Origin of the sequence: Rubrimonas sp. (assembly GCF_036788415.1) — a bacterium.
In the GTDB taxonomy this organism is placed as follows: domain Bacteria; phylum Pseudomonadota; class Alphaproteobacteria; order Rhodobacterales; family Rhodobacteraceae; genus Rubrimonas.
The window spans coordinates 72,282-83,579 of the sequence record NZ_DAIQNN010000007.1 but is presented as its reverse complement, the minus strand read 5'-3'; the positions used below and the strand labels follow the sequence as shown (position 1 = coordinate 83,579).

The window sequence follows — 11,298 nt, the reverse complement described above, 5'->3', positions numbered from 1 at the left end:
TTCGACGCCTACATGAACAAGGAGCTGGTCAAGGCCAAGCCGCTTGCGCATGTGCGCATCTTCTTCAAGAACATCGCGCATCTGACCGGGCTCGCGCGGGTCTGACAGGCGATCTTCGGGCGAACGCCCCGAAGATTTGAGACGAAGGCGCGCGACCCCTTCAACGCTATCCTAAGACGAACCCCCTACACCTGACCTCGCGCGCAAGCGCGGGGGTGACGTCGCGTGGCGTCCGGGCCGGAGTTGCGTCTCGGCCCCGCCGTCCCTCCCCCTTAGGGGAGGGGCGGACGTGCCGGGAGCACGGCGCCGGGGTTCATCACGCCCGCAGGATCGAGCGCGTCCTTGATCGCCCGCATCGCCGCCAGCTTGCCCGGGTCGCCGTAGCGCGCGAGGTCTTCGGTCTTGAGCCGCCCAATGCCGTGCTCGGCGGCGACGGACCCGCCGAACCCGTCCACCAGATCGTGCAGGGTCCGCTTGATCGGGGCGCGGAGCGTCTCAAAGGCGGCGCGCGTCTCGCCGGGCGGCGGGAAGACGTTGTAATGCAGATTGCCGTCGCCGACATGGCCGAAGCAGTTGATCCGCAGATGCGGGTTGAGCCGGGCGACGGCCTCGTGGCCCCGGGCGATGAAATCCGGGATCGCGGCCAGCGGCACCGAGATGTCGTGGCTCGAAATCGCCCCGATGCGCCGGTTCGCCTCGGGCGTGTCCTCGCGGATGCGCCAGAAGGCCGCGCGCTGGCTCTCGGACTGGGCGATCGCGGCGTCCTCGACCAGACCCGCCTCGAAGCCCGCGGCGAGCCCGGCCTCGAGCGCCGCGCCGACGCCCGATCCCTCGCCGCCCGTCGCCTCGACCAGCGCGAACCATCGTCCCTCCACCGGCGGGCGGGGAACCTCGGGACAGGTCTCGGCGAGAAACGCCATGCCCTGCGCGCTCAGCAGTTCGAAGGCCGAGATCGCCGGGCCCAGCCGGTCGCGCAGCAGCCGCAACAGCGCGCTCGCCGCCGCCGGGTCGGGCGCGGCGCAGAAAGCGGTGGCCGTCTCGCGCGGCCTCGGGAACAGGCGCAGCGCGGCGGCGGTGATGACGCCGAGCGTGCCTTCCGCGCCGATCATCAGATGGCGTATGTCGTAGCCCATATTGTCCTTGCGCAGCGTCTTGAGCCCGCGCAGCACCGTGCCGTCCGGCAACGCCGCCTCGATCCCCAGCGTCAGGTCGCGCGCGTTGCCGTAGCGCAGCACGGCCACCCCGCCGGCGTTGCAGGCGAGCACGCCGCCGATCCGCGCCGATCCCTCCGCCGCCAGCGACAGTGGAAACAGCCGGTCGGCGCGCGCGGCGGCGGCCTGCGCGTCGGCGAGGACGACGCCCGCCTCGACGACCATCGCGTCCTCCTCAGCGCTCACGGAGCGGATCGCGGTCATCCGTTCGACCGAGAGCAGCACCGGCGGCGGGCCGTCGGAGGCGACCTGCCCGCCGACGAGCCCCGTGCCCCCGCCATAGGGCACGACGCCGACCCGCGCCGCCGAGCACAGCCGCAGGATATCCGCCGTCTCCTCGACATCGGCGGGCCGGGCGACCAGCGCCGCCGCGCCATGCCAGCGCCCGCGCGGCTCCTCCAGATAGCGCGCGATCTCCGGCCCGTCGCGCCAGCCCTGCGGCCCGAGCAGCGCCCGGAGCCGGTCGAGGAAGTCGGGCGAGGGCGCGTTCAGTCCGGACATGCAACGGTTCTTAACGCGAGACGGGCGTCGGGCGCGGCGCGGCGGCGCGTCGCAGCCGGTCGGCGATCGCCTCGCCGAGGCCGTGCGCGGGGATGGGCGCGACCGCGATCCGTCCCCGACCGCCCAACGCCGCGTCGAGCGCGCGCAGATCGGCGAACAGATGCGCCGCCGCCTCAGCCAGATCGCCCGAGGCCGAGAGGTTGCGGGCTGCGACCGCCTGCGCCGCCTCATGCGGATCGGCGCCGAAGCCCAGCCATGCCTCGCCCTGCCGCGGGGCGTTCGCGTCGAGCCGCAACGCCGCGCCCGGGGCGTAATGGCTGGCGAGCATTCCCGGGGCCGCCACCGCCGCGTCCCCACCGACGCGGACGAGCGGCGCGCCGAGCGCCGCCTCGATCGCGGCGGCGGGCAGACCGCCGGGGCGCAGCAGACGCGCCTGCGGCCCGGCGAGATCGACAATGCTCGACTCGAGCCCCACCGCGCAGGGGCCGCCGTCGAGCACCCCCGCGATCCTGCCCTCCAGCCCCTCCAGCACATGCGCCGCCGTCGTCGGCGAGACCGATCCGGAGCGGTTGGCCGACGGCGCGACGAGCGGCGCGCCGACCGCGACAAGCAGCGCCTGCGCCAGCGGATGCGCCGGCGCCCGCAGCGCCACCGTCCCGAGCCCCGCCAGCGCCAGCTCCGCCACCTCCGCGCCAGCGCGCAGCGGGGCGACCAGCGTCAGCGGCCCCGGCCAGAACGCGCCCGCCAGCGCGCGGGCGCGGGCGTCGAGCGCGCCGATCCGCTCGGCCTCGGACAGCTCCGCGACATGGACGATCAGCGGGTTGAAGCGCGGGCGGCCCTTCGCCGCGTAGATCGCCGCGACCGCCCGCCCGTCCGCAGCCAGCGCGCCGAGCCCGTAAACCGTCTCGGTCGGGAAGGCGACAAGGCTCCCCGCCCGCAGCGCCCGCGCCGCCTCCCCCGTCTCCGCCTCGGTCCAGCGCGCCGTCATCGGCCGCCCTCGCGCAACGCCCGGAAGAACCCGCGCAGGAGCTCCGCCGAGGCCTCGCCCCCCATGCCGTCGTAGATCTCGGGCCGGTGCAGGCAGGTCGGCTGGGCGAACAGGCGCGGCCCATGCGCCACCGCGCCCCCCTTGGGGTCGGAGGCGGCGTAGTAGAGCCGGCGCAGCCGCGCATGCATGATGGCGCCGGCGCACATCGGGCAGGGTTCGAGCGTCACATGCAGATCGCAGCCGGTCAGCCGCTCGGCCCCGAGCGCCTCGCAAGCGGCGCGAATGGCCAGCAGTTCCGCATGGGCGGTCGGGTCGCGCCGCGCCCGCATCGCATTCGCCGCCTCGGCGACAATCGCCCCGTCGGGCCCCGCGACCACCGCCCCCACCGGCGCCTCGCCCGCCGCCGCCGCCGCGCGCGCGAGGTCCAGCGCGCGCGCCATCGGCGCGGAAACGGCCAGAAGGGAGCGGGCGTTCATGTCCTCGCTTTGCGCGCGCCGGGCGCGCAAGGCAAGCGGCGCCGCCTCAGTGCTTGTGGCTGTGGACGAAGGCGGCCTGCTGCTCTGGCGTCGCCTCGGTCTGGTGGCGCGCCTTCCACTCGGAATAAGGCATGCCGTAGACGACCTCGCGCGCGTCCTCCTTGCCCATCTCGATCCCGCGCTCCTGCGCCGCGTCCTGATACCAGTTGCTCAGGCAGTTCCGGCAGAACCCGGCGAGGTTCATCATATCGATGTTCTGCACGTCGGCGCGCGCGCGCAGATGCGCGACCAAGCGCCGGAAGGCGGCAGCTTCGAGTTCGGTGCGGGTCGCGTCGTCCATCGTCTCCACTCCCTGTTCGGTCAGTCCGCGAGCAGGCTCGCCACGCGGCGCAGCGCCAGCAGGTACCCCTCAGCGCCGCAGCCGGCGATCACCCCGTCGGCGCGCAGCGACACATAGGAGTGTCGGCGGAACGCGTCGCGCTTGTGCACGTTGGAGAGATGCACCTCGATCACTGGCCCGTCAAATGCGCTCAGCGCGTCGAGCAGCGCGACGGAAGTGTGGGTGTAGGCGGCGGGGTTGATCACCACGGCCTGCGCGGCGCCCCGCGCCTCCTGAATCCAGTCCACCAGCACGCCCTCGTGGTTGGACTGGCGGAAGTCGATCGAAAGGCCCAGTTCGGCGCCCAGCACTCGGCATTCTGACTCGATATCGCCGAGCGTCGCGCGCCCGTAGATCTCCGGTTGGCGCACGCCGAGCAAGTTGAGGCTCGGCCCGTTGAGGACGAAGACGCATCGCATGGCTCAGGCGGGCTCGCCATTGGCGGCGATCGGCGGCATGCCCATCGCGTGATAGCCGCCGTCGACATGGATCACCTCGCCGGTGACGCCCGTTCCGAGATCCGACAGCAGAAACAGCGCGGCGCCCCCGACTTCGCCGAGCGCCATGTTGCGCCGCAGGGGCGCGGTCTCGGCGCTGGTCTTGAACACCTTTCGCGCGCCGCCGATCACCGAGCCGGCCAGCGTGCGCATCGGCCCCGGCGACAGCGCGTTGACCCGCACACCCTGCTGGCCGAGATCGTTGGCGAGGTAGCGCACGCTCGACTCCAGCGCGGCCTTGGCCACGCCCATGACATTGTAGTTCGGCATGACCCGCTGCGCGCCGAGATAGCTGAGCGTGATCAGCCCGCCGCCTTGCGGCATCATCTCGGCGGAGCGACGCGCGAGATCGACGAAGGAGAAGCAGCTGATCTCCATCGTCTGGCGGAAATTGGCGCGGGTGGTGTCGGCGAAGCGGCCCGTCAGCTCGGCCTTGTCGGAATAGGCGATGGCGTGGACGAGGAAATCCATGCTCCCCCACGCCGCGCCGAGCGCCGCGAACACCGCGTCGAGGCTGGAATCGTCGAGCACGTCCGCGGGCAGCACATGGGCGCAGCCGATGCCGTCGGCGAGCGGCTTCACCCGCCGGCCGAACTGCTCGCCCTGATAGGTGAGCGCGATCTCGGCGCCGTGCGCGGCCAGCGTCTGCGCGATCCCCCAGGCGATGGAGTGGTCGTTGGCCACGCCCATCACCAGACCGCGCTTGCCGGTCATCAGGCCCATCTGCGTCACCCGTGATAGCGGCTGAGGGCGAGCGTCGCGTTGGTGCCGCCGAAGCCGAAGGAATTGGAGAGCACCGTGTCGAGCCCCGCGTCGTCGATCCGCCTGGTGACGATCTCATGCGCGTGGATTTCGGGGTCGAGCGTCTCGATGTTGGCGGAGGCGGCGATGAAATCGCCCTGCAGCATCAGCAGGCAGTAGATCGCCTCCTGCACGCCGGTCGCGCCGAGCGAATGGCCGGTCAGCGACTTGGTCGAGCTGATCGGCGGCGTCGCGCCTTCGCCGAAGACGGCGCGCACCGCCTTCACCTCCGTCACGTCGCCGGCGGGCGTCGAGGTGCCGTGGGCGTTGATATAGCTGACCTTGCGGTCGCCGAGCGTGGCGGTCGCGAGCTTCATGCAGCGCTCGGCCCCCTCGCCCGACGGCGCGACCATATCGTGGCCGTCCGACGTGGCGCCGTAGCCGGTCACCTCGGCGTAGATGCGCGCGCCGCGCGCCTTGGCGCGTTCGAGTTCCTCGAGCACGAGCACCCCGCCGCCGCCCGCGATCACGAAGCCGTCGCGATTGGCGTCGAAGGCGCGGCTCGCCGTCCGGGGCGTCGCGTTGTATTTCGAGGACATCGCCCCCATCGCGTCGAACAGGCACGACAGCGTCCAGTCGAGCTCCTCGCCGCCGCCGGCGAACACGACGTCCTGCTTGCCCCACTGGATCTGCTCGACCGCGTTCCCGATGCAATGGGCCGACGTCGAGCAGGCGGAGGTGATCGAGTAGTTCACGCCCTTGATCCCGAAGGGCGTGGCGAGGCAGGCGGAGTTGGTCGAGGACATGCAGCGCGTGACCATGAACGGCCCCATCCGCTTGGGCGAGCCCTTCTCGACGACGATCTGGTGGGCGGCGAACAGGTTGCGCGTCGACGGCCCGCCCGAGCCCACGATCAGCCCGGTCCGGGGGTGGCTGACCTCCGCTTTTTCCAGGCCGCTGTCGGCGATGGCCTGCTGCATCGCAATGTAGTTGTAGGCGGCGCCGTCGCCCATGAAGCGGCGGTCGCGCTTGTCGATCAGCGCGTCGAGATCGATGTCGGGGCGGCCATGCACCTGGCAGCGGAAGCCGTGCTCCGCGTAATCGGGCGCGGCGGACAGGCCCGATCGGCCCTCGCGCAGCGCCGCGGCGACTTGCTGCGCCGAATTGCCGATCGAGGAGACGATGCCGATACCGGTGACGACGACGCGCCGCATGAGCGTGCTCCCTTCCAGACCGCGCGGATCGGGCCGGCGCCGAGCGCCTCTCAGGCCGGTTCGGCCTCGAACAGCCCCACCCGCATGTCGGTCGCCTGATAGATGACCTGACCGTCCACCGCCATCTCGCCATCGGCGATGCCGAGCTTGAGCTTGCGGTCGATGATGCGCTTGAACTCGACCGTATACCGCACCAGACGCGAAGACGGTGTGACCATTCCGGTGAACTTCACCTCGCCGACGCCGAGGGCGCGGCCCTTGCCGGGCATCCCCCGCCAGCCGAGGAAGAACCCCGTGAGCTGCCACAGCGCGTCGAGCCCAAGGCAGCCCGGCATCACCGGATCGCCGAGGAAATGGCACTTGAAAAACCACAGATCGGGCTTGACGTCGTATTCGGCGACGATGCGGCCCTTGCCATGCGCGCCGCCTTCGGGCTCGATCGCGGTGACGCGGTCCATCATCAGCATGGGCGGCGCGGGGAGTTGCGCGTTGCCGGGGCCGAACAGCTCGCCCCGGGCGCAGCGCATCAGCCCTTCGAAATCGTAACTCGTTTCCCGGTCGGCCATTTCGTCGAAGTCCCGCTGCCCGCCTCGCCGTTCCCCGCTCCCTAGCACCCCCTTTGCGACGCGCGCAAGACGACGCAGCGCGCGCGCTGGCGTTCGCCGTCGCAACGCGTTAAGATCAGAGATGCAATGCGGATTTGCGAAGGGCCTTGCGATGGGCGTGGCGCAGGATCGGAACATGCCGGCCGAAGGCGCGGAATTGCGCCGGGCGGATCGCTGGCTCGAAGGCGCAGGGCTGCGCCCGACGCGGCAGCGCCGGCTGCTGGCGCGCCTGCTGGTCGGCGATGGCGGCCACCGGCACGTCACCGCCGAGAGCCTGTTCGACGCCGCGCGCGAGGCAGGCGACGGGGTGGCGCTCGCGACCGTCTACAACACGCTGAAATGCTTCACCGAAGCCGGGCTGCTGACCGAGATCACCGTCGACGGCGCGCGCAGCTATTTCGACACGCGCACCGAGGATCACCCGCATTTCTACTGGGAGGACGACGCGCGCCTGTCCGACGCCCCCGCCAGCAGCGTCGAGATCGCCCGGCTGCCCGAACCTCCCAAGGGCTACGAGATCGCCCGCGTCGACGTCGTGGTCCGGCTGCGCCGGAGCTAGGGCGCAAGCCGACCCGAGGGACTCAGGTAACCAACTTTTTCCCTTGAAAACAACGGCGCCCACCTAGGACCTGCTTCCTTCAGGTCGAGCTCCGCTTGAGCCGCCCGCCTGTCGTCGACGGAGCGGCCCCTGTCAGAGCCCCGAAATCAGCGGCGCGCAGGCCGCCTTGAGCCAGGCGCGGTCCGCCTCGTCGAGGAGCGGGCCGATTAGCGACGCGACCTTGGCGTGATAGGCGTCCAGCCACGCGCGCTCGGACGCCGCCAGCAGGTCCGCATCCACCAGCGCGCAGTCGATCGGGACCCAGGTCAGCGTCTCGAAACCGAGCATCGGACGCGCCCCGCCCTCGACCTCGACCGCCGGCGTCACAGCGAGCAGGTTCTCGATGCGGATGCCGAAGCGCCCCTCCAGATAGCAGCCGGGCTCGTTGGACACGATCATGCCGGGCCGCAAAGGCTCCGCGCCGCGCTTGGAGATGCTCTGAGGGCCTTCATGCACGTTGAGATAGGCGCCGACGCCATGGCCCGTCCCATGGTCGTAGTCATGGCCGGCCCGCCAGAGCGCCGCGCGCGCCAGCGGGTCGAGCGCGCGGCCCTCGGTCCCTTCGGGAAAGCGCGCGCGGCTGAGCGCGATCATGCCCTTGAGCACCAGCGTGAACAGCCGGCGCGCCAGCGGGTCGGGCGCGCCGATGGCGAGGGTCCGGGTGACGTCGGTCGTGCCGTCCTCATATTGCCCGCCGCTGTCGACGAGCAGAAGCTCGCCCGGCGCGACGGCGCGGTTGCTGGCGCGGCTGACGCGGTAATGCACGACGGCGCCGTTCGGCCCGGCGCCGCAGATCGTGTCGAAAGCGATGTCGCGCAGCAGCGGGTCGGCGGCGCGCTCGGCCTCGAGGCGCCGCGCGACGTCGATCTCGGTGAGGCCGCCCTGCGGCGCCGTCTCCGACAGCCAGCGCAGGAAGCGCGCCATCGCCGCGCCGTCGCGCAGATGGGCGGCGCGGGCGCCTGCGAGCTCGGCGTCGGTCTTGGTCGCCTTGGGCAGGATGCAAGGGTCGCGCGCCCAGACCGGCGTCGCGCCCGCGGCCTCGAGCCGCATGCCCACCCAGGCCGGCGCGCTGTCGCGATCCACCAGCGCGCGCGCGCCCCGAAGCGCGTCGAGCGCCGGCCCGAAGGCGGCGGGCGACGCGACGGAGACGGCGTCGCCCAGATGCGCGCGCGCCGCCCCGTCGAACTTGTCCTCCTCGGCGAAGATCGTGGCCGAGGCGTCGGCGCGCAGGATCGCGAAGGCGAGCGGCGCCGGCGAGCGCGCGAGATCCGAGCCGCGGATGTTGAAGAGCCAGGCGATGCTGTCGGGCAGCGTCAGCACCGAGGCCTGCGCGCCCGCCTCGGCGAGCGTTGCGGCGACGCGCGCGCGCTTGTCGGCGGCGCTCGCGCCGGCCAGCGCCTCCGGATGCGGATGCGCCGAGCCGAGCGGCGGGCCGGGGCGGTCCTCCCACAGCGCGTCGATTGGATTGGGCTCGACCATGACGAGCCGCGCGCCCGCCTTCTCCGCCGCGTGGCGCAACCGCTCGACCTGGGCGGCGGTGTGCAGCATCGGGTCGAGACCGAGCGCGGCGCCGCCGTGCAGCGCCTCGGCGAGCCATTCCTCGGGGCCGCCGTCATGCAGGGCGGCGATCTCGAAGGCCTCCGCGTCGATCTGCGCGCGCGCCTGCAGCGTGTAGCGCCCGTCGACGAACAGCGCGGCGCGTTCCGCCGTCACGGCGCACAGCCCCGCCGAGCCGGTGAAGCCGGTCAGCCAGGCGAGCCGCTCCTCGCAGGGGGCGACCGTCTCGCCCTGATGGGCGTCGGCGCGGGGGATCAGGAAACCGTCGAGCCCCAGCCCGCGCAGCGCGTCGCGCAGGCGGGCGAGTCGCGCAGAGGTTTCCGCTCGGACATCGGGGAGGTCGTAGCTCTGGAACATCTGCGCCAATTCGGGCATCTGCGGGGACGATCAAAAGGGGCGCAAAACGCGGTTCGACGCAAGCCCGCGCCGCTATTCGCCGCCCCCGCCGACAGCGTCTCCAAGGCCGCGCGCGCGCCCGAAATCCGGAGCGGCCGTGTCCTGCCCGGCCTCCAGAATGCCGCGCCGTATCGCCCGCGTGCGGGTGAAATAGTCGAACAGCATCTCTCCGTCGCCCATCCGGATCGCGCGCTGAAGCGCGAACAGCTCCTCGGTGAAGCGCCCGAGGATCTCGAGCGTCGCCTCGCGGTTGGTCAGAAACACGTCGCGCCACATGGTGGGGTCCGAGGCGGCGATGCGAGTGAAGTCGCGGAAACCCGCGGCGGAATACTTGATCACTTCAGATTCGGTGACCTGCGCCATGTCGTCGGCGACGCCGACCATGGTGTAGGCGATCAGATGCGGCGTGTGGCTGGTCACGGCGAGCACCAGATCGTGATGCTGCGGCGTCATCTCCTCGACATTGGCCCCGCAGCGCCGCCACAGATCGGCGATCTTGTCGACCGCCCGGCGCGGCGAGGCGGGCGTCGGCGTCAGGATGCACCACCGGTTGTCGAACAGCGTCGCGAAGCCCGCCTCGGGGCCGGACTGCTCGGTGCCGGCGAGCGGATGGGCCGGCACGAAAGCCGCGCCTTCGGGCAGATGCGGCGCGACGGCGGCGATCACAGCGGCCTTCACCGAGCCGACATCGGTGACGATGGCGCCGGGGGAGAGCGCCGGGGCGATTTCGGCGGCGACGGCTTCCATCGCGCCGACCGGCACGCAGAGAACGACCACGTCGGCGCCTCGGGCGGCGTCGGCGGCGCTGTCGCAGACCGTGTCGAGAAAGCCGAGCCGGCCGGCGGCGGCGCGGGTGTCCGCCGAGCGGGCGTACCCCGCGATCTCGCGCGCGACGTTGTCGCGCCGCATCGCCCAGGCCATCGAAGCGCCGATCAGCCCCAGCCCGATCAGCGCCACCCGCCCGAAGAGCGGCGGGGCGGCGCCGCTCACGCCCTGGCCGCCCGGAAGGCGTCGACGGCGTCGGCGACCATGCGGCACGCCGCCTCCTCGCCGATCGAGATGCGCAGCCAGCCGGCGAGCCCGTAACCCTCCATCCGCCGCACGATCAGGCCCCGCGTCTTCAGCCATCCGTCGGCCTCGGGCGCGCTGGCGGGGCCGGTCTCGCCGAAGCGCGCCAGCAGGAAATTGCCATGCGCCCTCGTGCAGGGAACGCCGGCTGCCGCGAGGCGGCCGGCCAGCCAGTCGCGCCATGCCGCGTTGCGGGCGGCTTCGGCGGCGACATGCTCGCGGTCGGCGATGGCGGCGGCGCCTGCGGCGATGGCCGGGACGGAGACGTTGAACGGGCCGCGCACCCGGTTGAGCACGTCGATCACATGCGTCGGCCCGTAGGCCCAGCCGAGCCGCAGCGCGGCGAGCCCGTGGATCTTGGAGAAGGTGCGCGTCATCACGACGTTGTCGCGCGCGTCGGCCAGCGCCGCGCCGGCGTCGTAACCGGGGGCCGCGACATATTCGGCGTAGGCCGCGTCGAGCACCAGCAGCGCCTGCGGCGGCAGACCCTCGGCGAGGCGCGCGACCTCGGCCTGCGAAACCAGCGTGCCGGTGGGGTTGTTGGGATTGGCGAGGAACACCAGCCGCGTGCGCGGCGTGCAGGCGGCGAGCAGCGCGTCGACATCCGCCGTCAGCTCGGTCTCGGGCGCGGCGACCGGCGTCGCGCCGGCGGCCTTGGCCGAAATGGCGTACATCAGGAAGCCGTGGCGGCTGTGCAGCACTTCGTCGCCGGGGCCGGCATAGGCCTGGCAGAGCAGCGAGATGATCTCGTCGGAGCCCGCGCCGCAGACGATGCGCGCGGGGTCGAGCCCTTCCGCCGCGCCGATGGCGGCGCGCAGGCTTTCGGCGCCGCCGTCGGGATAGAGGGCGAGGCCCGCGGCGCAGGCGCGATAGGCCTCGACGGCGGCGGGGCTGGGGCCGCGCGGGTTCTCGTTGGCCGAAAGCTTGATCGCGCGGTTGGCGCCGGGCGCGCCGCTTTCGCCGCCGACATAGGGGGCGATGTCGAGGATGCCGGGGCGCGGGGCGATGGCGGGGTGCGGTGCGGTCATGTCTCGGCCCGGAGAGCGTGGGCGCGCGCCTGCCGCGCG

Annotated in this window: 12 protein-coding genes; 1 reads left to right on the top strand and 11 read right to left on the bottom strand. The window is 72.4% G+C overall.

Annotated elements, in window-relative coordinates; genetic code table 11:
* Positions 1 to 272: 272 nt before the first annotated feature.
* From V7Q31_RS03650 to fabA, 8 genes are read right to left on the bottom strand one after another with little or no spacing between them, the layout of a single operon-like run.
* On the bottom strand, positions 273 to 1,712 hold the full coding sequence (locus tag V7Q31_RS03650; RefSeq protein WP_333832315.1) for an FAD-binding oxidoreductase: 1,440 nt from the start codon (positions 1,710 to 1,712) through the stop codon (positions 273 to 275).
* A 10-nt stretch (positions 1,713 to 1,722) separates the two neighbouring features.
* Positions 1,723 to 2,700, bottom strand: coding sequence for an L-threonylcarbamoyladenylate synthase (locus V7Q31_RS03645; RefSeq protein ID WP_333832314.1), 978 nt, complete (start codon positions 2,698 to 2,700; stop codon positions 1,723 to 1,725).
* The gene (locus tag V7Q31_RS03640; protein ID WP_333832313.1) at positions 2,697 to 3,176 is read right to left on the bottom strand and encodes a nucleoside deaminase; all 480 of its coding nucleotides are present in this window, start codon (positions 3,174 to 3,176) and stop codon (positions 2,697 to 2,699) included. Before V7Q31_RS03640 ends, V7Q31_RS03645 begins: the two co-directional genes overlap by 4 nt.
* 46 nt (positions 3,177 to 3,222) lie before the next feature.
* Positions 3,223 to 3,516, bottom strand: coding sequence for a DUF1244 domain-containing protein (locus V7Q31_RS03635; protein ID WP_333832312.1), 294 nt, complete (start codon positions 3,514 to 3,516; stop codon positions 3,223 to 3,225).
* Positions 3,517 to 3,536: 20 nt separating this feature from the next.
* Positions 3,537 to 3,974: a type II 3-dehydroquinate dehydratase gene (gene aroQ, locus V7Q31_RS03630; protein ID WP_333832311.1), complete on the bottom strand. Its 438-nt coding sequence runs from the start codon at positions 3,972 to 3,974 to the stop codon at positions 3,537 to 3,539.
* A 3-nt stretch (positions 3,975 to 3,977) separates the two neighbouring features.
* Entirely contained in the window at positions 3,978 to 4,775 is a 798-nt protein-coding gene (locus tag V7Q31_RS03625; protein ID WP_333832310.1) for an enoyl-ACP reductase FabI, read from the bottom strand.
* 5 nt (positions 4,776 to 4,780) lie between these two features.
* The gene (gene fabB / locus V7Q31_RS03620) at positions 4,781 to 6,007 is read right to left on the bottom strand and encodes a beta-ketoacyl-ACP synthase I (protein ID WP_333832309.1); all 1,227 of its coding nucleotides are present in this window, start codon (positions 6,005 to 6,007) and stop codon (positions 4,781 to 4,783) included.
* Positions 6,008 to 6,057: 50 nt separating this feature from the next.
* The gene (gene fabA, locus V7Q31_RS03615) at positions 6,058 to 6,573 is read right to left on the bottom strand and encodes a 3-hydroxyacyl-[acyl-carrier-protein] dehydratase FabA (protein ID WP_333832308.1); all 516 of its coding nucleotides are present in this window, start codon (positions 6,571 to 6,573) and stop codon (positions 6,058 to 6,060) included.
* A 175-nt stretch (positions 6,574 to 6,748) separates the two neighbouring features.
* Here fabA and irrA point away from each other — a divergent pair, with 175 nt between their 5' ends.
* On the top strand, positions 6,749 to 7,171 hold the full coding sequence (gene irrA / locus V7Q31_RS03610; protein WP_333832307.1) for an iron response transcriptional regulator IrrA: 423 nt from the start codon (positions 6,749 to 6,751) through the stop codon (positions 7,169 to 7,171).
* Positions 7,172 to 7,303: 132 nt separating this feature from the next.
* Here irrA and V7Q31_RS03605 read toward each other — a convergent pair whose 3' ends face one another.
* From V7Q31_RS03605 to hisC, 3 genes are all read right to left on the bottom strand, one after another.
* Complete coding sequence (locus tag V7Q31_RS03605; protein WP_333832318.1) at positions 7,304 to 9,124, bottom strand: aminopeptidase P family protein; 1,821 nt, start codon at positions 9,122 to 9,124, stop codon at positions 7,304 to 7,306.
* 72 nt (positions 9,125 to 9,196) lie between these two features.
* Positions 9,197 to 10,153, bottom strand: coding sequence for a prephenate/arogenate dehydrogenase family protein (locus V7Q31_RS03600; protein ID WP_333832306.1), 957 nt, complete (start codon positions 10,151 to 10,153; stop codon positions 9,197 to 9,199).
* Complete coding sequence (gene hisC, locus V7Q31_RS03595; protein WP_333832305.1) at positions 10,150 to 11,259, bottom strand: histidinol-phosphate transaminase; 1,110 nt, start codon at positions 11,257 to 11,259, stop codon at positions 10,150 to 10,152. Before hisC ends, V7Q31_RS03600 begins: the two co-directional genes overlap by 4 nt.
* Positions 11,260 to 11,298: the final 39 nt, after the last annotated feature.